20 protein-coding genes are annotated in these 22,779 nt (G+C 61.7%); 17 read left to right on the plus strand and 3 right to left on the minus strand.

Annotated elements, in window-relative coordinates:
• Positions 1 to 1,368, minus strand: a complete 1,368-nt coding sequence (locus AC1RMG_RS22990) for a CYTH domain-containing protein (protein WP_019093576.1) — start codon at positions 1,366 to 1,368, stop codon at positions 1 to 3.
• Positions 1,369 to 1,526: 158 nt separating this feature from the next.
• Between AC1RMG_RS22990 and argE the strand changes: the two genes are divergently transcribed.
• The 11 genes from argE (at position 1,527) to coaA (ending at position 12,948) form a co-directional block, all read left to right on the plus strand.
• A complete protein-coding gene (gene argE / locus AC1RMG_RS22995; RefSeq protein WP_011064115.1) occupies positions 1,527 to 2,684 on the plus strand; it encodes an acetylornithine deacetylase in 1,158 nt (385 codons plus the stop codon).
• Positions 2,685 to 2,820: 136 nt separating this feature from the next.
• Positions 2,821 to 4,119, plus strand: coding sequence for an amino-acid N-acetyltransferase (gene argA / locus AC1RMG_RS23000; protein ID WP_011064114.1), 1,299 nt, complete (start codon positions 2,821 to 2,823; stop codon positions 4,117 to 4,119).
• A 501-nt stretch (positions 4,120 to 4,620) separates the two neighbouring features.
• The gene (locus AC1RMG_RS23005; protein ID WP_065365060.1) at positions 4,621 to 6,018 is read left to right on the plus strand and encodes an OprD family porin; all 1,398 of its coding nucleotides are present in this window, start codon (positions 4,621 to 4,623) and stop codon (positions 6,016 to 6,018) included.
• Positions 6,019 to 6,290: 272 nt separating this feature from the next.
• A complete protein-coding gene (locus AC1RMG_RS23010) occupies positions 6,291 to 6,929 on the plus strand; it encodes a peroxiredoxin (protein WP_011064112.1) in 639 nt (212 codons plus the stop codon).
• Between the two features lie 311 nt (positions 6,930 to 7,240).
• Positions 7,241 to 7,834: an NADPH-dependent FMN reductase gene (ssuE, locus tag AC1RMG_RS23015; protein WP_011064111.1), complete on the plus strand. Its 594-nt coding sequence runs from the start codon at positions 7,241 to 7,243 to the stop codon at positions 7,832 to 7,834.
• Between the two features lie 89 nt (positions 7,835 to 7,923).
• Entirely contained in the window at positions 7,924 to 8,889 is a 966-nt protein-coding gene (locus tag AC1RMG_RS23020; protein WP_011064110.1) for a sulfonate ABC transporter substrate-binding protein, read from the plus strand.
• 24 nt (positions 8,890 to 8,913) lie between these two features.
• On the plus strand, positions 8,914 to 10,062 hold the full coding sequence (gene ssuD, locus AC1RMG_RS23025; RefSeq protein ID WP_015637415.1) for an FMNH2-dependent alkanesulfonate monooxygenase: 1,149 nt from the start codon (positions 8,914 to 8,916) through the stop codon (positions 10,060 to 10,062).
• Positions 10,063 to 10,071: 9 nt separating this feature from the next.
• Positions 10,072 to 10,860 carry an aliphatic sulfonate ABC transporter permease SsuC gene (gene ssuC, locus AC1RMG_RS23030; RefSeq protein ID WP_011064108.1) on the plus strand — a complete coding sequence of 263 codons (789 nt, stop codon included), beginning with the start codon at positions 10,072 to 10,074 and terminating at the stop codon, positions 10,858 to 10,860.
• A complete protein-coding gene (gene ssuB / locus AC1RMG_RS23035) occupies positions 10,857 to 11,663 on the plus strand; it encodes an aliphatic sulfonates ABC transporter ATP-binding protein (protein WP_011064107.1) in 807 nt (268 codons plus the stop codon). The genes ssuC and ssuB overlap by 4 nt, the downstream gene beginning before the upstream one ends.
• A gap of 34 nt (positions 11,664 to 11,697) precedes the next feature.
• Positions 11,698 to 11,913 (plus strand): TOBE domain-containing protein, encoded by a 216-nt coding sequence (locus AC1RMG_RS23040; protein ID WP_011064106.1) that lies wholly within the window; start codon positions 11,698 to 11,700, stop codon positions 11,911 to 11,913.
• Between the two features lie 117 nt (positions 11,914 to 12,030).
• A complete protein-coding gene (gene coaA / locus AC1RMG_RS23045; protein WP_125062285.1) occupies positions 12,031 to 12,948 on the plus strand; it encodes a type I pantothenate kinase in 918 nt (305 codons plus the stop codon).
• An 8-nt stretch (positions 12,949 to 12,956) separates the two neighbouring features.
• Here the strand turns inward: coaA and AC1RMG_RS23050 are convergent, their stop codons facing one another.
• Positions 12,957 to 13,595 (minus strand): TetR/AcrR family transcriptional regulator, encoded by a 639-nt coding sequence (locus tag AC1RMG_RS23050; RefSeq protein WP_011064104.1) that lies wholly within the window; start codon positions 13,593 to 13,595, stop codon positions 12,957 to 12,959.
• 140 nt (positions 13,596 to 13,735) lie between these two features.
• Positions 13,736 to 15,112, minus strand: a complete 1,377-nt coding sequence (locus AC1RMG_RS23055; RefSeq protein ID WP_011064103.1) for a glutamine synthetase family protein — start codon at positions 15,110 to 15,112, stop codon at positions 13,736 to 13,738.
• 278 nt (positions 15,113 to 15,390) lie between these two features.
• Here AC1RMG_RS23055 and AC1RMG_RS23060 point away from each other — a divergent pair, with 278 nt between their 5' ends.
• From AC1RMG_RS23060 to AC1RMG_RS23085, 6 genes are all read left to right on the plus strand, one after another.
• A complete protein-coding gene (locus AC1RMG_RS23060) occupies positions 15,391 to 16,173 on the plus strand; it encodes a gamma-glutamyl-gamma-aminobutyrate hydrolase family protein (protein ID WP_493170352.1) in 783 nt (260 codons plus the stop codon).
• A 38-nt stretch (positions 16,174 to 16,211) separates the two neighbouring features.
• Positions 16,212 to 17,570 carry a glutamine synthetase family protein gene (locus tag AC1RMG_RS23065; RefSeq protein WP_011064101.1) on the plus strand — a complete coding sequence of 453 codons (1,359 nt, stop codon included), beginning with the start codon at positions 16,212 to 16,214 and terminating at the stop codon, positions 17,568 to 17,570.
• A gap of 56 nt (positions 17,571 to 17,626) precedes the next feature.
• Entirely contained in the window at positions 17,627 to 18,991 is a 1,365-nt protein-coding gene (locus AC1RMG_RS23070) for an aspartate aminotransferase family protein (RefSeq protein ID WP_011064100.1), read from the plus strand.
• A gap of 184 nt (positions 18,992 to 19,175) precedes the next feature.
• Entirely contained in the window at positions 19,176 to 20,273 is a 1,098-nt protein-coding gene (locus AC1RMG_RS23075; RefSeq protein WP_026020018.1) for a polyamine ABC transporter substrate-binding protein, read from the plus strand.
• A 189-nt stretch (positions 20,274 to 20,462) separates the two neighbouring features.
• Positions 20,463 to 21,557 carry a polyamine ABC transporter substrate-binding protein gene (locus AC1RMG_RS23080; RefSeq protein ID WP_015637412.1) on the plus strand — a complete coding sequence of 365 codons (1,095 nt, stop codon included), beginning with the start codon at positions 20,463 to 20,465 and terminating at the stop codon, positions 21,555 to 21,557.
• 71 nt (positions 21,558 to 21,628) lie between these two features.
• Positions 21,629 to 22,771: an ABC transporter ATP-binding protein gene (locus AC1RMG_RS23085; RefSeq protein WP_041120308.1), complete on the plus strand. Its 1,143-nt coding sequence runs from the start codon at positions 21,629 to 21,631 to the stop codon at positions 22,769 to 22,771.
• Positions 22,772 to 22,779 lie beyond the last annotated feature (8 nt).

Here is a 22,779-nt window from a genome sequence, read left to right on the forward strand (position 1 = left end):
TTACAGGCGCAGGAGGGTTTTCCAGGCGCGGTTCTGGAACACCGCGATGGCCTGCTGCTTGCGGGCGTCGAGGGCTTCGTCGGTGATCGGCTCGTTGGCCAGCTGGGCCAGTTTGTTCAACTCGCCATAGAGACGGTCCAGCTCCGGGATCTCCAGCGCGGAGCGGGCGTGGTGCAACCAGGCCTGGATGCGTTCAATGCGCGGCAACTGCTCGGCCAGGTCTTCCGGTTGCTGCTGATAGCGCGGCAGTTGCAGGGAGGTAGCTTCCTCGGCCAGCAGGCGTGGCAACCAGCTGCCCAGCTGTGCGGCGCCCTGGCGGTTGCCCCGGGTGTTGCGGTCAGCGGCCCAGGCCCGGGCCAGCAGCCAGCGCGAGGTATTCAGCGAGAACAGGCCCCAGCGCACGTCCTGCAACTCTTCGATGAACTGCTCCGGCGCGGCCTTGCGCACGTCTTCGTCATCAAGGCCGGCCTGTACCAGCGGACGCCAGTCTTCCAGCAGGGCGTCCAGGGCACTGCGCAATTCAGCGGTGGACTGGCGCGGTGCGGCCTGGCCCAGGCTGCTGGCCAGGGCTCGCAGCTCGGCAAGGTTGTCCACCCAGTCCTGCAGCAGGCGCCAGTGGCCATTGAAGCGGTACTGCTCGGCCAGGCGCTGGCTGCTGCCCAGCAGGTGCCAGGCCAGAGCGGCGAAAGCTTCGTCCAGGGGCGTCTCGGCGCTCAATTGCGGCGCGGGCAGGCTCAGGGAGTAGCTGCCGGCGTCGAACAGGCGATAGCCGCGCTCGGCCTTGCTGATGTCGCAGGGCATCAGCGGCAGGGTCAGGGCCAGCTCCGCTGCCAACTCCAGCAGGGCAGCCGGTTCGCCTTCACGCAGCTCCAGTTCAAGCTCGCAGATTTCTTCCTTTTGCTTGCCGGCGATGACTTGGCCCAAGTCCAGGGCGGCTTCGATCACCACCTTGGCCTTGCCGCGGCCCCAGGCGATTTCCGCGCGCTCGCGGACGAAATCCGTGGTGAACAATGGCTTGAGGGTCTTCTTGTCCAGTTCGGCCAGGGCTTCGGGCCAGCATTGGCCTTCGAGCTTTTTCACGTCCAGCTTGGCCTTGGCCAGTTGCCAGTCGTACTCGTTGCGTTCGGACAGGCCGGCGACGCTCTGGCCGCTGGTCTTCAGGGTCTGGATCACCGCGTCACCGTCGCGACGCAGGCGCAGGGCGACTTTGGCCCGGGCCAGGTCGCGTTCTGGGGTGTCGAAGTACTGATTCATCAGTTCACGGCGTTCCCAGCCACTTTTATTGCGTTTTTTCAGTAGCGGGTGCTCGCGCAGGGCGGCGAGGGTTTCGCGGCTGACGCGGAGTTTGATTTCGGTTTCTTTCTGCATGGCCGGAAAATCCAGGATCGGGAGCGCAGCCGGGGAAGAGTTGGCTGCCAAGGCCGTGCAGTGTACAGGACAAGGCGCCCGCAGGTGCCGCGGCGGTTCCTTCCGCTTGCGGGATGCCTCTATGATGGGCCTCACATTGGGATTCCCGGAGACAGCTCATGCCCCTGCCGTCCATGAAGGATCAGTTTGCCGCGCTGATCGCCGCGCCATCGGTGAGCTGCACTCAAGCAGCACTGGATCAATCCAACCGTGCGGTGATCGACCTGCTGGCCGGTTGGCTCGGCGACCTGGGTTTTGCCTGTGACATCCAGCAGGTCAGCCCCGGCAAGTTCAACCTGCTGGCCAGTTTCGGCAGTGGCCCTGGCGGCCTGGTACTGGCCGGGCACAGCGACACCGTGCCCTATGACAGCGCGCTGTGGCAGACCGACCCCTTGAAGCTGACCGAAGTCGACGGCCGCTGGGTCGGCCTGGGCAGTTGCGACATGAAGGGTTTCTTCGCCCTGATCATCGAGGCAGTGCGGCCCCTGCTGGATCAGCCTTTCAAGCAGCCGCTGCTGGTCCTCGCCACTTGCGACGAAGAAAGCTCCATGGCCGGGGCGCGGGCCTTGGCGCAAGCCGGCCGGCCCCTGGGGCGCGCGGCGGTGATCGGCGAGCCTACGGGGCTCAAGCCGATTCGCCTGCACAAGGGGGTGATGATGGAGCGCATCGAGATCCTCGGCCGCAGCGGCCATTCGTCGGACCCAAGCCTGGGTCGCAGTGCCCTGGAAGCCATGCACGATGCCATTGGCGAGCTGCGGGGCCTGCGGTTGCTGTGGCAGCGCGAGTACCGCAATGCGCAGTTCAGCGTCCCGCAACCGACCCTGAACTTCGGCTGCATCCATGGCGGCGACAACCCCAACCGCATCTGTGGCCAGTGTTCCCTGGAGTTCGACCTGCGGCCCCTGCCGGGCATGGATCCGGATGTGCTGCGCGAGGCCATCCGGCAGAAGCTCAAGCCGATTGCCGAACGCCATGAAGTGAAGATCGACTATGCGCCGCTGTTCCCCGCGGTCCCGCCTTTCGAGCAGCCCGAGGATGCCGAGTTGGTGCGAGTGGCAGAGCGGTTGACCGGACATCGTGCCGAAGCAGTAGCGTTTGGCACCGAAGCACCTTATCTTCAGCGCCTTGGCTGCGAGACCCTGGTGCTCGGCCCGGGTGATATCGCCTGTGCCCACCAGCCGGGGGAGTACCTCGAAATGTCACGCTTGCAGCCTACCGTGCATCTATTACGTGAATTGATTGAACATTACTGCCTGACGCCGGCCCAATTTCAGTAAATTGCCGGTGGCCTTGTCCGTACCCATGAGGAGAGTAAGCGTGTTGCCAAGCCTGTTCCGACGATAACCATCAGCCCGCTGTGAGTTTTCCGTTTCGTCCTTTCATAGGCTGCTTTTTATTTACAGGCTCAGGTTCATGCCCGAATACGTCAATTGGCTTCGCCACGCGTCTCCCTATATCAATGCCCACCGCGACTGCACCTTCGTGGTCATGCTGCCCGGCGACGGCGTTGAACACCCCAACTTCGGCAATATCGTCCACGACCTGGTGCTGCTCCACAGCCTGGGGGTGCGCCTGGTGCTGGTGCACGGCTCGCGCCCACAGATCGAAGCCCGCCTGGCGGCCCGTGGCCTGACGCCCCATTACCATCACGGCCTTAGGATCACCGACGCGGCAACCCTGGAGTGCGTGATCGATGCCGTGGGCCAGTTGCGCATTGCTATCGAGGCGCGCCTGTCCATGGACATGGCCTCTTCACCGATGCAGGGCTCGCGGTTGCGGGTGGCCAGCGGCAACCTGGTGACTGCCCGTCCGATCGGCGTGCTGGAAGGCGTCGACTATCACCACACCGGCGAAGTGCGCCGGGTCGATCGCAAGGGCATCAATCGCCTGCTGGACGAGCGCTCCATCGTCCTGCTCTCGCCCCTGGGGTATTCCCCCACCGGGGAAACCTTCAACCTGGCCTGCGAAGACGTGGCCACTCGCGCCGCCATCGACCTTGGGGCCGACAAACTACTGCTGTTCGGCGCCGACCCGGGCCTGCTGGATGAAAACGGCAAACTGGTGCGCGAATTGCGCCCGCAACAGGTGCCGGCGCATTTGCAGCGCCTGGGGGGCAACTATCAGGCCGAGCTGCTGGATGCCGCCGCCGAGGCGTGCCGCGGCGGAGTCGGACGCAGCCATATCGTCAGCTACGCCGAGGACGGCGCCTTGCTGACCGAACTCTTCACCCGCGACGGCGGCGGCACCCTGGTGGCCCAGGAACAGTTCGAGCGGGTGCGCGAGGCGGCGATCGAGGACGTGGGCGGCTTGCTGGAGCTGATCAGCCCGCTGGAAGAGCAGGGCATCCTCGTGCGGCGTTCCCGCGAGGTGCTGGAGCGCGAGATCGAGCAGTTCAGTGTGGTGGAGCGCGAGGGCATGATCATCGCCTGCGCGGCCCTGTACCAGATTGCCGATTCCGATGCCGGTGAGCTGGCGTGCCTGGCGGTGAACCCCGAGTACCGCCATGGCAAGCGTGGCGACGAGTTGCTGGAAAGGATCGAGACCCGCGCTCGGGCCCAGGGCTTGAAGACGCTGTTCGTCCTCACCACTCGTACCGCTCACTGGTTCCGCGAGCGGGGTTTCGTGCCCAGCAGTGTCGAGCGCCTGCCATCGGCCCGGGCCTCGCTGTACAACTACCAGCGCAATTCGAAGATCTTCGAAAAAGCCCTCTGAACCCGCCTCTTTGCGCAACTGGCCGCCACGGCCCGATCAATTGATCGAACCGTGGCGGCCAGTTGCACATGTCAGAAAAATTTCATTTCGATACAAAAACTGTAACAAATTGACGGGAGGATAGGCTCTTAGCCATGATTGCGTCGCTTTTTTGATCCTGAATGACGTTTTGCGCTTGTACACGCAGGGGATCTTGGGGGCTGAGTCAGGGGAATATTTTTCAGAAATAAGCTTGCGAGCGTCTACGCTGCGATTCGCCGTTTGATAATGGCGAGCTTTATTCCTGAAGGGTATGAAAAAGAATTAAACAATTCTTTTTGGGTTTATGAGTAATTCATTACCCTGCATGGACCAAATCACTGCGATTAGACCATGGTCGTAGACACAGGTCGTTACGATTGACTTATCAGTCACGGTCTGGCGCTAATCGCGCATCTGTGGCACCCGGGCGTTCGATCCGGGGCCAGGAACCACAAGAATTAGAAACGAGAGGAGCGATACATGAACAAGTCCACCTTGGCCCTGGCTGTGGCCGTAGGGGTTTTGGCGCAGCAGGCAGGCGCCGCCGGTTTTGTCGAAGACAGCAAAGCTACCTTGGGGCTGCGTAACTTCTACATCAATACCGACAACCGCGACGGCGATACCAAAGCCGCGAAGGCCCAGAGCAAGCAGGAAGAATGGGGCCAAGGCTTCATCTTCAACTTCACCTCTGGCTACACCGAAGGCACCGTAGGTTTTGGCCTGGATGCAATCGGCCTGCTGGGCGTGCGCCTGGATTCCGGTGGCGGCACCAACGGCGCGACCACCACTTCTTCCGGTGGCACTGTTTTCCCGACTCACTCCTCCAGCGGCAAGAACGCTCAAGCGGTGAACGATTATTCCAGCCTGGGTCTGACCGGCAAGGTCAAGGTTTCCCAGACCGAGCTGAAAATCGGCACCCTGATGCCTAACAACCCGGTGATCAAGTACAACGACGGTCGTCTGCTGCCACAAACCTTCCAGGGTGGCCAGATCACTTCGAACGAGATCAAGGACCTGACCCTGACTGCCGGTCAGATCGAGCACGCCAAAGGCCGTAACTCGAGCAACAACGAAGGTCTGTCCATTGCTGGCGCCAACGCCGGCTCCAACTATGATGCCGGCAAGTTCAGCAACAAGTTCTACTACGGTGGTGCTGACTACAAGATCACCAAGGATCTGACCGCTTCGTACTACTACGGCGAGCTGAAAGACTTCTACTCGCAGAACTTCCTGGGCCTGGTGCACAACTGGTCCATCGGTCCTGGCGTACTGAAAAGTGACCTGCGCTACTACCGCAGCCGTGACAACGGCTCCAACGGCGACACCGCGGCCTACTACACCACCGGCTACTACCCGGACAAAGGCCTGTCGGCGATCACCAAAGGCAAGGTCGACAACAACCTGTACAGCTACCTGGCCCTGTACTCGGTTGAAGGCCACACCTTCGGTGGCGGCTACCAGTACAGCAACGGTGACAGCGATTTCCCTTGGTTGAACCAGGGTGACGGCTCGTCCAACAGCACCATCACCGACATGCAGATCCAGAAGTTCGCCCGCGCCGGCGAGCGTACCTGGCAGGCTCGCTACGCCTATGACTTCGCCAAGGTCGGCCTGCCTGGTCTGACCGCCGGTATCATCTACCTGCGTGGCAACAACATCGACACAGCCGGTAAGGTTGGCGCTGCACAGAAAACCACTCTGGGCACTGGTGGCACCGAGTGGGAACGCGACCTGACCCTGTCCTACGTGGTTCCGCAAGGCCCACTGAAGAACCTGGGTCTGACCTGGAAAAACGCCATGTGGCGTAACGACATTCCGGGCCAGCGCGACCAGGACGAAAACCGCCTGATCGTCAGCTACTCGATCCCGCTGAAGTAATTGCGGTTGAAGCCTCGCCCGGCGCAATGCCGGGCGAGGTGTTGTTTCAAGTCAGGCCCACCCCCGTGAGCCCTTCCTGAATCCCCCTCTTTTTACAGCTACTCAAGGCCTTCTCGAACCTTGTTGAGAAGGGTGGTCTTCGCTTGTCCGCGAGTCCAGTGAAGAGATTTTTAATATTCAATTCAGTTATTAATAAATCGATATATATTCTTTTTAAATAGTCTCCCGTGCAGGCAGAGTAGCTTCATCACGCACTCACAGGAGCAGCACCCATGAGCCTCAGACTGGGCGACATCGCCCCCGACTTCGAACAGGATTCCAGTGCCGGCAAGATTCGTTTCCACGAGTGGCTGGGCGATAGCTGGGGCGTGCTGTTTTCTCATCCGGCGGATTTCACTCCGGTATGCACCACCGAGTTGGGCTTTACCGCCAAGCTCAAGGACGAATTCGCTCAACGCGGGGTGAAGGCCATTGCCCTCTCGGTGGACCCGGTGGACTCCCATCACAAGTGGATCGAAGACATCAACGAGACCCAGAACACCCGGGTCAACTTCCCGATCCTGGCGGATGCCGATCGCAAGGTCTCGGACCTCTATGACCTGATCCACCCCAATGCCAACGACACCCTGACCGTACGCTCGCTGTTCGTCATCGACCCGAACAAGAAGATTCGCCTGACCATCACCTACCCGGCCAGCACCGGGCGCAACTTCCACGAAATCCTGCGGGTAATCGATTCGCTGCAACTCACCGACAACTACAAGGTGGCCACCCCGGCCAACTGGCAGGACGGTGACGAAGTGGTGATCGTGCCTTCGCTCAAGGACGAGGAAGAGATCAAGCGTCGCTTTCCCAAGGGCTATCGCGCAGTGAAGCCCTATCTGCGCCTGACGCCGCAACCCAACCGCTGATACACCAACCGCCGTAGGAGCCCGCTTGCCGATAAAGGCGGTCGTGAGGCCGGCGCAAGTTTCGCGGACCCTTTCGCGGGCAAGCCCGCTCCTACGAAGCACGCAGGGGCAACAGATCCATAAAGCAGGGGTTTTAAGGCCGTTCCGACGGCCTATTTTTTTGCCTGCGGAAAATACTTCCTTATATATTTTTAAGGAATAAACAAATGAATAAATAAGATTTATGGATATAAAAATAGGCTGTTAAGGTCTCTCCAATTCGGCGAGATCGCATCCCGCGAATCGCTTTCTTCGTTCAAGGAATTCTCTGCATGCTGGTGGTCTCTCTCGGTGGCAGTCCCAGCCAACGCTCCCGTTCCGGGGTGCTGCTGGAGTTGGCCAAGCGCTGGTTACAGCAGCAAGGCGTGGAAGTGGTCAGCTACCAGGTACGGGACTTCCCGGCCGAGGATCTGCTCCACGCGCGCTTCGACAGCCCCAAGGTCATCGACCTGCTGCAACAGATCGAACAGGCCGATGGCCTGCTGATTGCGACGCCGGTGTACAAAGCGTCGTTTTCCGGGGCCCTGAAAACCCTGCTCGACCTGCTGCCCGAGCGGGCCCTGAGCCACAAGGTGGTGCTGCCCATGGCTACCGGCGGCAGCATTGCCCACATGCTGGCGGTGGATTACGCATTGAAGCCGGTGCTTTCGGCCCTCAAGGCCCAGGAGATGCTCCAGGGCATCTTTGCCGAGGACAGCCAGATCGCCTACGGCGAGGGCAGCGCCCAGCCGCAATTGGCCGAGGCCCTGGAGCAACGCTTGAAAGAAGCGCTCGAGCAGTTCCACAGCGCCATGGCCCGTCGCCCCAAACCGCTGGATCCGCATCTGCTCAATGAACGCCTGTTGAGTGCTCGCTGGAGTATTTGAGCCTCACCCCCGATTGAAATACTCGCCTTACTCGCCCGCCAACGGGCAAGCAGGTGCAGCCACAACCCCACAGCAAAAAGGAGAGCGCCATGCGCCCTGTCATTTTGCGTCGCGGTCTGGTCGCTCTGTTTGCTGCGGCTGTGTCCTTCGGCGCCATTGTTCAAGCTCAGGCCGAGACCTTGCGGATCGGTTATCAGAAGTACGGCACCCTGGTGCTGCTCAAGGCCAAGGGTTCCCTGGAGAAGCGCCTGGCGCAGCAGGGCGTCGAGGTGCAGTGGACTGAATTTCCCGGAGGCCCACAGTTGCTGGAGGGCCTCAATGTCGGGTCCATCGACTTCGGCGTGACCGGCGAGACCCCGCCAGTCTTTGCCCAGGCCGCCGGTGCCGACTTGCTGTATGTGGCCTACGAGCCGCCGGCCCCCCATAGCGAAGCGATCCTGGTGCCCAAGGGTTCGCCGATCCAGTCGGTGCAGGACCTCAAGGGCAAGAAGGTGGTGCTGAACAAGGGCTCCAACGTCCATTACCTGCTGGTCCGCGCTCTGGAAGACGCCGGCCTGAAATACAGTGATATCCAGACCGTGTTCCTGCCGCCGGCTGATGCCCGCGCCGCATTCGAGCGGGGCAGCGTCGATGCCTGGGCCATCTGGGACCCCTACCAGGCAGCCGCCGAGCAGCAGCTACAGGCTCGCACCCTGCGTGACGGCTCGGGCATCGTCGACAACCACCAGTTCTACCTGGCCACCAAACCCTACGCGCAACAGCATCCCGAGGTGATTACCGCCCTGGTGGAAGAAGTGCGGGCGGTGGGCGAGTGGTCCAAGGGCAATCCGCAGGAAGTCACCCAGCAGGTGGCACCGCTTTTGGGCCTGCCGGCCGACATCACCCTCACTTCGGTTAAGCGCCAGGGCTATGGCGCGGGCTTCCTGACCCCGGAAGTGATCGCCGCGCAGCAGAAAATCGCCGACAGCTTCTACCAGCTCAAGCTGATTCCCAAGCCGCTGAGCATCAAAGACGTGATCTGGACGCCCACCGCCGCCGTGGCCAAAGCACCGTAATTCGACCCCTTAGGAGACAACTCCATGAGCCTCAATATCTTCTGGTTCCTGCCTACCCACGGCGACGGCCATTACCTTGGCACCGCCGAAGGCGCTCGCGCCGTCGATCATGCTTACCTGCAGCAGATCGCCCAGGCTGCCGATCGCCTGGGGTTCGGCGGCGTGCTGATCCCCACCGGACGCTCCTGCGAGGACTCCTGGCTGGTGGCGGCGTCGCTGATCCCGGTGACCCAGCGTCTGAAGTTCCTCGTGGCCCTGCGCCCGGGGATCATCTCCCCGACGGTAGCGGCGCGCCAGGCAGCGACCCTGGACCGGTTGTCCGGCGGCCGGGCGCTGTTCAACCTGGTAACCGGGGGGGATCCGGACGAACTGGCCGGCGACGGCCTGTTCCTCGACCATGAGGAGCGCTACCAGGCTTCGGTGGAGTTCACCCGTATCTGGCGCCGGGTGCTGGAAGGTGAAACCGTGGACTACGACGGCCAGCACATCAGCGTGAAGGGCGCCAAGCTGCTCTATCCGCCGCTGCAGCAACCCCGTCCGCCGCTGTATTTTGGTGGCTCCTCGGAAGCGGCCCAGGACCTGGCTGCCGAGCAGGTGGAGATGGTCCTGACCTGGGGCGAGCCGCCGGCCGCGGTGGCCGAGAAGATCCAGCAGGTGCGGGACAAGGCCGCCAAACTCGGGCGCACCGTACGCTTCGGCATCCGCCTGCATGTGATTGTGCGGGAAACCAACGCCGAGGCCTGGCAGGCTGCCGAGCGGCTGATTTCCCATCTGGACGACGACACCATCGCCCGGGCCCAGGCGTCCCTGGCGCGCTTCGATTCCGTAGGCCAGCAGCGCATGGCCGCCTTGCATGGCGGCCGCCGCGACCAGTTGGAAGTCAGCCCCAACCTCTGGGCCGGGGTCGGCCTGGTGCGCGGCGGTGCCGGTACGGCCCTGGTGGGCGACGGCCCGACCGTGGCGGCCCGCATGCAGGAGTATGCGGACCTGGGCATCGACACCTTCATCTTCTCCGGCTATCCGCACCTGGAAGAGGCCTACCGGGTGGCCGAACTGCTGTTCCCGCACCTGGACATCGAACGTCCCAAGCTGCCTGAGGCGGCGGGTTACGTCAGCCCGTTCGGGGAGATGGTCGCCAACGACATCATTCCCAAAGCCGTGTCCCAGAGCTGAGGTGCGGCCATGAACGGACAACGCATAGTGCAGCGTCTGGCGCCTTGGGGCCTGCCGCTGCTGTTGTTGGCGGTGTGGCAACTGTCGGTGTCGGCGGGCTGGCTGTCGACCCGCATCCTGCCGGCCCCCAGCGCGGTGATCGAGGCTGGGGTCAGCCTGGTACGCAGTGGCGATATCTGGACCCACCTGGCCATCAGCGGCTGGCGCGCCGGCCTGGGTTTTGTCATTGGTGGCGGCATCGGCCTGGCGCTGGGCTTTATCACCGGCCTGTCGAAATGGGGTGAGCGGCTGCTGGACAGCTCGGTACAGATGATCCGCAACGTGCCGCACCTGGCGCTGATTCCCCTGGTGATCCTGTGGTTCGGCATCGATGAGTCGGCGAAGATTTTCCTGGTGGCCCTGGGCACGCTGTTCCCGATCTACCTCAACACCTACCACGGCATACGCAACGTCGACCCGGCATTGGTGGAGATGGCGCGCAGCTACGGCCTGTCCGGCTTCGCCCTGTTCCGCCAGGTGATCCTGCCCGGCGCCCTGCCTTCGATCCTGGTGGGGGTGCGCTTTGCCCTGGGCTTCATGTGGCTGACCCTGATCGTCGCCGAAACCATTTCCGCCAGCTCCGGCATCGGCTACCTGGCAATGAACGCCCGGGAGTTCCTGCAGACCGACGTGGTGGTGCTGGCGATCGTTCTGTACGCGGTGCTCGGCAAGCTGGCGGACCTGGCCGCGCGTGGCCTGGAGCGGGTCTGGCTGCGCTGGCATCCGGCCTACCAGGTCGCCAAAGGCGGTGCCCAATGACGGCTCAACAACCTCCGCGGCTGCTGCAGGGCATTCCCCTGGCGGTGCGCAAACTGCAAAAGACCTTCGGCTCGCGGCAGGTGCTGCGGGAAATCGACCTGCACATTCCCGCCGGCCAGTTCGTGGCGGTGGTGGGGCGCAGCGGCTGCGGCAAAAGTACCTTGCTGCGCCTGCTGGCCGGTCTCGACCAGCCAAGTGCTGGCGAACTGTTGGCCGGTTCCGCGCCCTTGAGCGCTGCCATTGAAGACACCCGGTTGATGTTCCAGGAGGCGCGCCTGCTGCCCTGGAAAAAGGTCATCGATAACGTCGGGCTCGGGCTCAAGGGCAACTGGCGCCCCCAAGCCCTGCAAGCTCTGGAAGCCGTGGGCCTGGCGGATCGCGCCCAGGAATGGCCGGCGGCCCTGTCCGGTGGGCAGAAGCAGCGCGTGGCCCTGGCCCGTGCCCTGATCCATCAACCGCGGCTGTTGCTGCTGGACGAGCCGCTGGGGGCGCTGGATGCCCTGACGCGGATCGAGATGCAGCAGTTGATCGAACGCCTGTGGCAGCAGCATGGCTTCACCGTGCTGCTGGTCACCCACGATGTCAGCGAAGCGGTGGCGATCGCCGATCGGGTGATCCTGATCGAAGACGGCGAGGTCGGTCTCGACCTGCACGTCGAGCTGCCACGCCCGCGGGTACGGGGTTCCCATCGCCTGGCGGCGCTGGAGACCGAAGTCCTCAACCGCGTGCTGTCATTGCCCGGCTCGCCGCCGGAACCGGAACCCGTTTCACCCTTGCCCACGCAACTGCGCTGGGCACTTTAAAACAGCCGCTCATTTCGACCCCAGGAGAAACACCATGACCATCAAGGCCATCAACGTACGCAACCAGTTCAAGGGCACCATCAAGGAAATCGTCGAAGGCGACGTGCTGTCGGAAATCGACGTGCAGACCGCTTCCGGCATTGTCACTTCGGTGATCACCACCCGCTCGGTGAAAGAGCTGGAGCTGTCGATTGGCAGCGAAGTGATCGCCTTTGTGAAGTCCACCGAGGTATCGATCGCCAAGTTGTGAACGGCGCCCGATCACGGCCCCGAACGGTGCGAGCCCTTCGGGGCTTTTTCATGGGCGCTGTAAATACCGGTCAGATTTGATACTTTCCCTGCTTTCGGCAAGACCTGAACAGTAAACATGACAACAGAGCAGGGTCCAAATGTGGGGTATCTGGAGTTCGATCGCGACCATTGGGCTGCTCTGCGGGCCGGTGAGCCGATGAGTCTTGCGCCATCCGAGATGGAGACGCTGACCAGTCCGACCCAGCCCATGGCGTCCGAAGAAGTGCGGCAGATCCTCCTGCCGCTGTCGCGCCTGCTGCATTTGCATGCGGCGCAGGTGCAATCGCTGAAGGTGCCGCAGACAGGTTTCAAGGCCCCCTACGTGATCGGTGTTTCCGGCAGCGTGGCGGTGGGCAAGAGCAGTTTTGCCCGGGTCCTGGCGGCGCTGCTGGCCTATTGGCCGGGCAAGCCCAACGTGCACCTGGTGACCACGGATTCGTTCCTGTTCCCGCTGGCCACCCTGCAGGAAAAAAACATCCTGCACCGCAAGGGCTTTCCAGAGTCCTATGACAAGCCGCTGTTCTTGGATTTTCTCCAGGCGGTGTGCCGCCGGGGCGAAGCGGCGCGGATTCCCATCTATTCCCATGTGCGCTACGACATCCTGGCCGATGAGGCGCAGTCGGTGGAGGCGCCGGACATCATCATCCTGGAAGGCTTGAATGTGTTGCAGGGTGAGCAGGGCGAGGGCCTGAACGCCCTGGATTTCATTGACTTCTCGATCTATGTCGACGCTCCCGAAGCGACCATCAAGACCTGGTACCTGGAGCGGTTCGTCTACCTGAAGAACACTGCCTTCCAGTCGGGGGATTCCTACTTCAACAAGTACAAGGGCCTGTCCGATTCCGAGGCGCTGTCAGTGGCCTCCGATACCTGGGACCGGGTCAACCTGAAGAACCTGGTTGAAAATATCCTGCCGACTCGGGAGCGAGCCAACCTGATCATCCACAAGTCGGCGGACCACAGCATCGACCGGTTGCTGCTGCGTCAGGCCTGAACCGGCGTTCAGGGCGGGGTGGGGCGCTTGGCCAGGTAGGGCGGCAGGTACAGGCCCAGGTAGGCATCGAAGACGCGCATGCCTTCCTCGGCCATGCGCGGGGTGATCTGCCCGTGCTGCTGCACGGAGCGGGCATACACCCGATCTCCCAGCTCCATGGCCAGGGCGAACACGTCGACATCGACGGGTAGCGTCGGCAACTCGAAATGATGATCGAACAGCTTGTGCATCAGGTCCCCCAGCTCGATGTCGTGCTGGCGGTCGGCCTGGGTTACTTCGGTCAGGCCGTGCTGGGCGAGGATCAGTTGGCGGGCCGCCGCGTCCTCGCCGTAGATGTCGAGCATGCGTTGCTCCACCAGGCGTGACAGGTCGCGCCAGCTGCTGAGCCGCTCATGGTCGATAGGTTCCAGCAGGCAGGCGCGGAACGCCGCGTGGACATCGGCGGTAAGGGCTTCCAGCAGGGCCGGGACGCTGGCGAAGAAGTGATAGACCGAGGATGGCGGGATCTGCGCCTTGTCGGCCACGCTGTAGATCGACAGGCTGGCCACGCCCTCGGCCGCCAGCAGGGTCCGTGCGGCGTCGAGTATGGAGTCGATCCGGGCCTGGCTGCGTGCACGGGGTTTGCGAAGCGGGGCGGTGCGCGTCATCAGTCTCTCCTACAGGGCAGCGGGCATTGTACGCGAGTGGGCCGTTGTCCCTGTAGCCGCAGCCTGGGCGCATCCGAATCACGGGCATAAAAAAACGCCGCCGGGATAAACCCGGCGGCGTTCTTCAATGCAGCTGGCGCTTACACGGTGTGCAGGTACCAGTTGTACTCGAGGTCGGAGATGGAGTGTTCGAACTCCTCCAGCTCACTTTCCTTGCAGGCGACGAAGATATCGATGTATTTCGGATCGATGTACTTGGCCATGACTTCGCTGTCGTCCAACTCGCGCAGGGCATCACGCAGGTTGTTCGGCAGGCTCTGCTCGTTCTGCTCGTAGGAGTTGCCTTCGGTAGGCGCCCCCGGCTCGATCTTGTTGGTCAGGCCGTGGTGCACGCCCGCCAGGACCGAAGCCATCAGCAGATAGGGGTTGGCGTCGGCGCCGGCGACCCGGTGTTCGATGCGCACTGCATCGGCCGAGCCGGTGGGGACGCGAATGGCCACGGTACGGTTGTCCAGGCCCCAGCTCGGCGAGTTCGGCACATAGAACTGCGCGCCGAAACGGCGATAGGAGTTGACGTTCGGGCAGAGGAAGGCCATCTGCGCCGGTAGGGTCTCGAGCACACCGCCGATCGCGTGACGCAGTGCGGCGTTCTGCTCGGGATCCTCGCTGGCGAAGATGTTCTTGCCATCTTTGTCCAGAACCGAAATGTGAACGTGCAGACCGTTGCCCGCCTGGCCCGGGTAAGGCTTGGCCATGAAGGTGGTGTCCATCTCATGGTCGTAGGCGATGTTCTTGATCAGGCGCTTGAGCAGGACCGCGTAGTCGCAGGCCTTGATCGGGTCGGCCACGTGGTGCAGGTTGACTTCGAATTGTGCCGGGGCACTTTCCTTGACGATGGCGTCGGCCGGGATGCCTTGTTCCTTGGCACCTTCCAGGATGTCCTGGAGGCAGTCGACGTATTCGTCGAGGTCGTCGATCAGATAGACCTGGGTGGAGTGCGGGCGCTTGCCGGAAATCGGCGAGCGTGGTGGTTGTGGCCGGCCGTTCACGTTCTCCTGGTCGATCAGGTAGAACTCCAGCTCGAAAGCGGCGCAGATGGTCAGGCCCAGTTCGTCGAACTTGGTCACCACCTGGCGCAGGACTTCCCGTGGATCGGCAAAGAAGGGGTCGCCTTCGAGTTCGTGCATGGTCATCAGCAATTGCGCGGTAGGGCGCTTCTGCCAGGGCTCGTTGCACAGGGTATCGGGGATTGGATAGCAGATCCGGTCGGCGTCGCCGATGTCCAGACCCAGGCCGGTGCTTTCCACCGTAGAGCCATTGATATCCAGGGCAAACAGGGAGGCCGGCAGGTTGATGCCTTTCTCGTAAACCTTGTGGAGGCTGGTGCGTTCGATGCGCTTGCCGCGCACCACACCATTCATATCCGCAATCAGAAGGTCAACGTACAGAACCTCAGGATGTTCCTTAAGGAACGCGTTCGCTTCGTTGAGCTGAACGGCACGCGGGGGTACCGACATGATGCAACACCTTTGTTGTTAAAAATATCAATCATTGATCTTTTCTGGTTTCAGTCAACCCGAACGGCATGCCGAAGTCAAGTAAGGCCTTTTATGCCCTAATAAAGGGCTGGCAAGGCTCTTTTGAGGCAAAACAGGGCGTTTTTTGGGGCTCGGCCGCCTTGGGTACCGCAGGCTTGAGCGGGCCGTGTTGTATTTTTTACGGGGGTGTTGTGTAAAAAAATGAACAAGGCTAAGCTCGAATCAAACCCATAACAGCAATAATACCGGGGTGTTTCATGTCTCGCCTGCCGTTAATCGGCGTCACCGCCTGCTCCAGGCAGATCGGTCTGCATGCTTATCACATCAGTGGCGACGAGTATGTCCACGCAGTAGCCAGCGCAGCCCAGGGCGTGCCGGTGATTATCCCGTCCATGGCGGAACTGCTTTCCCCGTCCGATATTCTGGACGGTCTGGACGGCATTCTCTTTACCGGCTCTCCCTCCAATATCGAACCTTTCCATTACCAGGGTCCTGCCAGCGCGCCGGGCACTGCTCATGATTCTGCACGGGATGCTGCCACCCTGCCGCTGCTGAACGCCGCCGTCGCAAGTGGCGTTCCGGTGCTGGGCATCTGCCGCGGCTTCCAGGAAATGAACGTGGCCCTGGGCGGCAGCCTGCATCAGAACGTGCAGCAGGTGCAGCCTTTCATGGACCACCGGCACGCCGAACAGCCCGGCCAGCCCCTGGACGCCTGGTACGCGCCCGCCCATGACTTGCATATCAAGGCAGGTGGTGTTCTGGCGGAGCTGGGCCTGCCGGAGCGGATTCAAGTCAACTCGATCCATGCCCAGGGCGTCGAGCGTCTGGCCCCGGGGCTGCGGGTCGAGGCGCTGGCTCCCGACGGGTTGGTAGAGGCGGTCTCGGTAGAAGCCAGCAAGGCTTTTGCACTAGGGGTGCAATGGCACCCCGAATGGCAGGTAAGCTGCAACCCTCACTACCTGGCCATCTTCCAGGCTTTTGGTGATGCCTGCCGCAAGCGGGCAAGACAACGCGACGCCGAAGCGTCACACAAGGCCTGACTTAATAGAGAGTCAGGAAACTCAGCCTAGAGGCATTTATGAGTAACAACCTCGACCAGCTCACCGATTGGTTGAAAGACCACAAGATCACAGAAGTCGAATGCATGATCGGCGATTTGACCGGGATCACCCGGGGCAAGATCTCGCCGACCAACAAGTTCATTGCCGAAAAAGGCATGCGCCTGCCCGAGAGCGTGCTGCTGCAGACCGTGACCGGCGACTATGTCGAAGACGACATCTATTACGAACTGCTGGACCCGGCCGACATCGACATGGTCTGCCGCCCGGACCAGAACGCGGTGTACCTTGTGCCCTGGGCCATCGAGCCCACTGCCCAGGTGATCCATGACACCTACGACAAGCAGGGCAACCCCATCGAGCTGTCGCCGCGCAACGTCCTGAAGAAAGTCCTGAAACTCTACGCCGACCACGGCTGGCAGCCCATCGTGGCGCCGGAGATGGAGTTCTACCTGACCAAGCGCAGCGACGACCCGGACTACCCGCTGCAGCCGCCGATCGGCCGCTCCGGCCGCCCGGAAACCGGGCGCCAGTCGTTCTCCATTGAGGCTGCGAACGAATTCGACCCGCTGTTCGAAGACGTCTACGACTGGTGCGAACTGCAGGAGCTGGACCTGGACACGCTGATCCACGAGGACGGCACGGCGCAGATGGAGATCAACTTCCGTCACGGCGATGCCCTGTCCCTGGCCGACCAGATCCTGGTGTTCAAGCGCACCATGCGCGAAGCCGCGCTCAAGCACGACGTGGCCGCCACCTTCATGGCCAAGCCCATGACCGGCGAGCCCGGCAGCGCCATGCACCTGCACCAGAGCATCATCGACATCAACACCGGCAAGAACGTCTTCTCCAATGAAGACGGGACCATGAGCCAGCTGTTCCTCAACCACATCGGTGGTTTGCAGAAGTTCATTCCCGAGCTGCTGCCGCTGTTCGCCCCCAACGTCAACTCGTTCCGTCGTTTCCTGCCCGATACCTCGGCGCCGGTGAACGTCGAGTGGGGCGAAGAGAACCGCACCGTGGGCCTGCGGGTGCCGGATGCCGGGCCACAGAACCGTCGCGTGGAAAACCGCCTGCCGGGCGCCGACGCCAACCCGTACCTGGCCATCGCCGCCAGCCTGCTGTGTGGCTACATCGGCATGGTCGAAGGCCACAACCCGAGCGCGCCCGTGGTGGGCCGTGGCTACGAGCGCCGCAACCTGCGCCTGCCACTGACCATCGAAGACGCGCTGGAGCGCATGGAAAACAGCAAGACCATCGAGAAGTACCTGGGCCAGAAGTTCATCACCGGCTATGTAGCGGTGAAGCGGGCCGAGCACGAAAACTTCAAGCGCGTGATCAGTTCGTGGGAGCGGGAGTTCCTGTTGTTCGCCGTCTGATCCGCCGGGCGCCACTGCCCGCCAGTGGCGCCTTCACTGACACTAAGGAGAGATTGATGACTCATAAAAACCCGCAAACCCGCGAGTGGCAAACCCTCAGCAGTGATCACCACCTGGCACCGTTCAGTGACTTCAAGCAACTGAAGGAAAAGGGCCCGCGGATCATCACCCATGCCAAGGGTGTGTACCTCTGGGACAGTGAAGGCAATCAGATTCTCGACGGCATGGCCGGCCTGTGGTGCGTAGCCATCGGCTATGGCCGTGACGAACTGGCGGAAGCCGCCAGCAAGCAAATGCGCGAACTGCCCTATTACAACCTGTTCTTCCAGACTGCCCACCCACCGGTGCTGGAGCTGTCCAAGGCGATCGCCGATATCGCGCCAGAAGGCATGAACCACGTGTTCTTCACCGGTTCCGGCTCCGAAGGCAACGACACCATGCTGCGCATGGTCCGCCACTACTGGGCGATCAAGGGCCAGCCGAACAAGAAAACCATCATCAGCCGGGTCAATGGCTACCACGGTTCCACTGTGGCCGGTGCCAGCCTCGGCGGCATGACCTACATGCACGAGCAGGGCGACTTGCCGATCCCGGGTATCGTCCATATCCCGCAGCCTTACTGGTTCGCCGAAGGCGGCGACATGAGCCCCGAAGAGTTCGGTATCTGGGCCGCCAACCAGCTCGAAGAGAAGATCCTCGAACTGGGCGTGGACAATGTCGGGGCCTTTATCGCCGAACCGATCCAGGGCGCCGGTGGCGTGATCGTGCCGCCGGACAGCTACTGGCCGCGGATCAAGGAAATCCTTGCCAAGTACGACATCCTGTTCGTTGCCGATGAAGTGATCTGTGGCTTCGGGCGCACCGGTGAGTGGTTCGGTAGCGATTTCTACGACCTCAAGCCGGACATGATGACCATCGCCAAGGGCCTGACCTCCGGCTACATCCCCATGGGTGGGCTGATCGTGCGCGATGAAGTGGTGGCGGTGCTCAACGAGGGCGGCGACTTCAACCACGGTTTCACCTATTCCGGGCACCCGGTGGCCGCTGCCGTGGCCCTGGAAAACATCCGCATCATGCGCGAAGAGAAAATTATCCAGCGCGCCCATGAAAAAGCGGCACCGTATTTGCAGAAACGTCTGCGCGAGTTGAGCGACCACCCGCTGGTGGGCGAGGTTCGCGGGGTAGGGCTGCTGGGGGCCATCGAACTGGTCAAGGACAAGGCCACCCGGGCGCGTTACGAAGGCCGAGGCGTGGGCATGATCTGCCGGCAGTTCTGCTTCGACAACGGCCTGATCATGCGCGCGGTGGGTGACACCATGATCATTGCGCCGCCCCTGGTGATCAGCGAGGCGGAGATCGACGAGCTGGTGGCCAAGGCGCGCAAGTGTCTGGACCTGACCTTGAGTGTGCTCGAGGGCTGAGTGCTAGGCTTTGAGCGCGGTGCTTGCGGGCACTGCGTTCAAAGCAGATGTAAAAGCCTGGTCTTTTCTTGAAAGCCGGCCTTGGATCTTGCCAGACTACCCGCCGTTTTGGTTGCCCGGATATTGGCCGCTGAGCGAGTGGTTAAAAAGAATAATTGGAGCATTACGCATGAAGGCATTAGGTATGAAGTTAGCTGGCAAGACCCTCCTCGCCATGTCCCTGATGGGCGTGATGGCGGCGGCGGCACAAGCGGACGATAAAGTGCTGCACGTTTACAACTGGTCCGATTACATCGCGCCGGACACTATCAAGAAGTTTGAAGCCGAGTCGGGCATCAAGGTTGTCTACGACGTGTTCGACAGCAATGAAACCCTGGAAGCCAAGTTGCTCGCCGGCAAGTCCGGTTATGACGTTGTGGTGCCTTCCAACAACTTCCTGGCCAAGCAGATCAAGGCCGGTGTCTACCAGGAACTGGACCGCTCCAAGTTGCCGAACTGGAAGAACCTCAACGAATCGCTGCTCAAGGCGGTTTCGGTGAGCGACCCGGGCAACAAGCATGCCTTCCCTTACATGTGGGGCTCGATCGGTATCGGCTTCAACGCCGAGAAGGTCAAGGCCGCGCTGGGTGCCGATGCACCGACCAACTCCTGGGACCTGCTGTTCAAGCCTGAGAACGCTGAGAAGCTGAAGGCCTGCGGCGTCAGCTTCCTCGATTCGCCAACCGAGATGATTCCGGTGGCGCTGCACTACCTGGGCTACCCGACCGACAGCCAGGACAAGAAGCAACTGGCTGAAGCCGAAGCGCTGTTCCTCAAGATCCGTCCTTCGATCGCCTACTTCCACTCCTCCAAGTACATCTCCGACCTGGCCAACGGCAACATCTGCGTCGCCGTGGGTTACTCGGGCGACATCTACCAGGCCAAGGCCCGTGCCGCCGAAGCCGGTGACAAGGTCAAGGTCAGCTACAACATCCCCAAAGAAGGTGCTGGCAGCTTCTATGACATGGTGGCCATCCCCAAAGACGCGGAAAACGTCGAAGGCGCCTACAAGTTCATGACCTTCCTGCAAAAGCCTGAAGTCATGGCCGAAATCACCAACGCCGTGCGTTTCCCCAACGGTAACGCGGCTGCAACCCCATTGGTCGATAAAGACATCACCAGCGACCCGGGCGTGTACCCGCCAGCTGAGGTGCAGGCCAAGCTGTACGCGATCGCCGACCTGCCGGCCGCGACCCAGCGCATCCTGACCCGCAGCTGGACCAAGATCAAATCCGGCAAATAAGCCGATTTGCAGCACTCCCTGTTGCCGTCGTCGTGGCGAGGGCGGCAACAGGAAACAATTAAATGACAGAAAGTTTTGCTGGATTGGTTTATCGAGGGTAAGTTGCGCGCCGGTTTTGTTGCTGGGCAGCTTGGAGGCTGTCAGGTAGCGCGGGGCAACTTGGGCCCAACTATTTAAGAGGACCTCCACTTGCCTATTTCTTTATTTCGCAAAGCCATGCTGGCCGCCGCCGGCCTGACGCTGATGGCTGGCGTCCAGGCTGCACCGACCGTGCATATTTATAACTGGTCCGATTACATCGGTCAGAACACCCTGGCCGAGTTTGAAAAGGCCACCGGTATCAAGCCGGTGTATGACGTATTCGATTCCAATGAAACCCTGGAAGGCAAGTTGCTGGCCGGTCGTACCGGTTATGACGTGGTCGTGCCGTCCAACCACTTCCTGGGCAAGCAGATCAAGGCCGGGGCTTTCCAGAAGCTCGACAAGAGCCTGCTGACCCACTATTCGAACCTTGATCCGGTCCTGCTCAAGCGTCTGGAAATGAACGATCCGGGCAACCAGTACGCGGTGCCGTACCTGTGGGGGACCAACGGCATCGGCTACAACGTCGACAAGGTCAAGGCCGCCCTGGGCGTGGACAAGATCGATTCCTGGAGCGTGCTGTTCGAGCCGGAGAACATCAAGAAGCTCAACAGCTGCGGCGTGGCCTTCCTCGACTCCGCCGACGAGATGATGCCCACGGTCCTCAACTACCTGGGCCTGAACGCCAACAGCACCAACCCCCAGGACTACAAGAAGGCCGAGGCCACGTTACTGGCAGTGCGTCCTTACGTGACCTACTTCCATTCGTCCAAGTACATCTCGGACCTGGCCAACGGCAATATCTGCGTGGCCATCGGGTTTTCCGGCGATGTGTTCCAGGCCAAGGCCCGGGCCGCCGATGCCGGCAAGGGTGTGAACATCGCCTATGCGATTCCGAAGGAGGGCGGTGCCCTGTGGTTCGACATGCTGGCGATCCCCAAGGATTCGACCAACGTCAAGCAGGCCCACGCCTTCATCAACTATTTGCTGCAACCTGAAGTGATCGCTCAGGTCAGTGACTATGTCGGTTATGCCAACCCCAACCCCGGGTCGGACAAGCTGATGGAGCAGTCCATCCGCACCGACGAAGCGGTCTACCCACCGCAGGAAGTGCTCGACAAGACCTACGTGTCCACCGAGTTGCCACCCAATATCCAACGCTTGATGACCCGCAGCTGGACCAAGGTCAAGACGGGTAAATAGTTCCACAGGCTCAAACTATCCAAGGTCCGCCCGCATGGGGCGGGCTGCAAATTTTGTTGGGAGTTTCGCAAATGGCAGTTGCCTCCGGCGCCTATAAGAAAGCCCTCGAGGGCGACCAGACACCTAAGCAGGTGCTGGTCAAAATCGACCGGGTCACGAAGAAGTTCGACGAGACGGTTGCCGTGGACGATGTGTCCCTGGAAATCAAGAAGGGCGAGATCTTCGCCCTGCTCGGCGGTTCGGGTTCAGGCAAGTCCACCTTGCTGCGGATGCTGGCCGGCTTCGAACGGCCAACGGAGGGGCGAATCTTCCTCGATGGTGTAGACATCACTGACATGCCGCCCTACGAACGGCCGATCAACATGATGTTCCAGTCCTACGCCTTGTTCCCCCACATGACCGTGGCCCAGAACATCGCCTTCGGCCTCAAGCAGGACAAGATTCCTGCCGCCGAGATCGACGCCCGGGTGGCAGAGATGCTCAAGCTGGTGCAGATGAGCCAGTACGCCAAGCGCAAGCCGCACCAGCTCTCCGGCGGCCAGCGCCAGCGCGTGGCCCTGGCCCGTTCCCTGGCCAAGCGTCCCAAGCTGCTCTTGCTGGACGAGCCCATGGGCGCCCTGGACAAGAAGCTGCGCTCACAGATGCAACTGGAGCTGGTGGAGATCATCGAGCGCGTGGGCGTGACCTGCGTAATGGTGACCCACGACCAGGAAGAGGCCATGACCATGGCCGAACGCATCGCCATCATGCACCTGGGCTGGATCGCCCAGATCGGCAGCCCGATCGACATCTACGAGACCCCGGTCAGCCGCCTGGTCTGCGAATTCATCGGCAACGTCAACATCTTCGAGGGTGAAGTGGTGGACGATGCCGAGGGCCACGCGCTGATCACCTGCAAGGACCTGGACCGCAGCATCTATGTCGGCCACGGCATCAGCACTTCGGTGCAGGACAAATCGGTGACCTACGCGATCCGCCCGGAAAAGCTCCTGGTGACTGCCGAGATGCCGACCTGCGAGTACAACTGGTCCAGCGGCAAGGTCCACGACATTGCCTACCTGGGCGGCCACTCGGTGTTCTACGTCGAACTGCCGAGCGGCAAGCTGGTGCAATCCTTCGTCGCCAACGCCGAGCGCCGTGGTGCGCGGCCGACCTGGGGTGACCAGGTCTACGTCTGGTGGGAAGACGACAGCGGCGTGGTACTGCGCTCATGAACATGCGA

The sequence above is a fragment of the Pseudomonas sp. GW822-FHT04H02 genome (genome assembly GCF_058800645.1).

Excerpts from the sequence above, each read along its gene's own strand:
- argA (WP_011064114.1), top strand. The coding sequence starts at position 2,821 with ATGCCCGAATACGTCAATTGGCTTCGCCACGCGTCTCCCTATATCAAT.
- ssuC (WP_011064108.1), top strand. The coding sequence starts at position 10,072 with ATGAACGGACAACGCATAGTGCAGCGTCTGGCGCCTTGGGGCCTGCCG.
- AC1RMG_RS23070 (WP_011064100.1), top strand. The coding sequence starts at position 17,627 with ATGACTCATAAAAACCCGCAAACCCGCGAGTGGCAAACCCTCAGCAGT.
- AC1RMG_RS23040 (WP_011064106.1), top strand. The coding sequence starts at position 11,698 with ATGACCATCAAGGCCATCAACGTACGCAACCAGTTCAAGGGCACCATC.
- argE (WP_011064115.1), top strand. The coding sequence starts at position 1,527 with ATGCCCCTGCCGTCCATGAAGGATCAGTTTGCCGCGCTGATCGCCGCG.
- ssuB (WP_011064107.1), top strand. The coding sequence starts at position 10,857 with ATGACGGCTCAACAACCTCCGCGGCTGCTGCAGGGCATTCCCCTGGCG.
- AC1RMG_RS23050 (WP_011064104.1), bottom strand. The coding sequence starts at position 13,595 with ATGACGCGCACCGCCCCGCTTCGCAAACCCCGTGCACGCAGCCAGGCC.
- AC1RMG_RS23055 (WP_011064103.1), bottom strand. The coding sequence starts at position 15,112 with ATGTCGGTACCCCCGCGTGCCGTTCAGCTCAACGAAGCGAACGCGTTC.
- AC1RMG_RS22990 (WP_019093576.1), bottom strand. The coding sequence starts at position 1,368 with ATGCAGAAAGAAACCGAAATCAAACTCCGCGTCAGCCGCGAAACCCTC.
- AC1RMG_RS23005 (WP_065365060.1), top strand. The coding sequence starts at position 4,621 with ATGAACAAGTCCACCTTGGCCCTGGCTGTGGCCGTAGGGGTTTTGGCG.
- AC1RMG_RS23020 (WP_011064110.1), top strand. The coding sequence starts at position 7,924 with ATGCGCCCTGTCATTTTGCGTCGCGGTCTGGTCGCTCTGTTTGCTGCG.
- AC1RMG_RS23060 (WP_493170352.1), top strand. The coding sequence starts at position 15,391 with ATGTCTCGCCTGCCGTTAATCGGCGTCACCGCCTGCTCCAGGCAGATC.
- ssuE (WP_011064111.1), top strand. The coding sequence starts at position 7,241 with ATGCTGGTGGTCTCTCTCGGTGGCAGTCCCAGCCAACGCTCCCGTTCC.
- AC1RMG_RS23075 (WP_026020018.1), top strand. The coding sequence starts at position 19,176 with ATGAAGTTAGCTGGCAAGACCCTCCTCGCCATGTCCCTGATGGGCGTG.
- AC1RMG_RS23065 (WP_011064101.1), top strand. The coding sequence starts at position 16,212 with ATGAGTAACAACCTCGACCAGCTCACCGATTGGTTGAAAGACCACAAG.
- ssuD (WP_015637415.1), top strand. The coding sequence starts at position 8,914 with ATGAGCCTCAATATCTTCTGGTTCCTGCCTACCCACGGCGACGGCCAT.
- AC1RMG_RS23010 (WP_011064112.1), top strand. The coding sequence starts at position 6,291 with ATGAGCCTCAGACTGGGCGACATCGCCCCCGACTTCGAACAGGATTCC.
- coaA (WP_125062285.1), top strand. The coding sequence starts at position 12,031 with ATGACAACAGAGCAGGGTCCAAATGTGGGGTATCTGGAGTTCGATCGC.
- AC1RMG_RS23085 (WP_041120308.1), top strand. The coding sequence starts at position 21,629 with ATGGCAGTTGCCTCCGGCGCCTATAAGAAAGCCCTCGAGGGCGACCAG.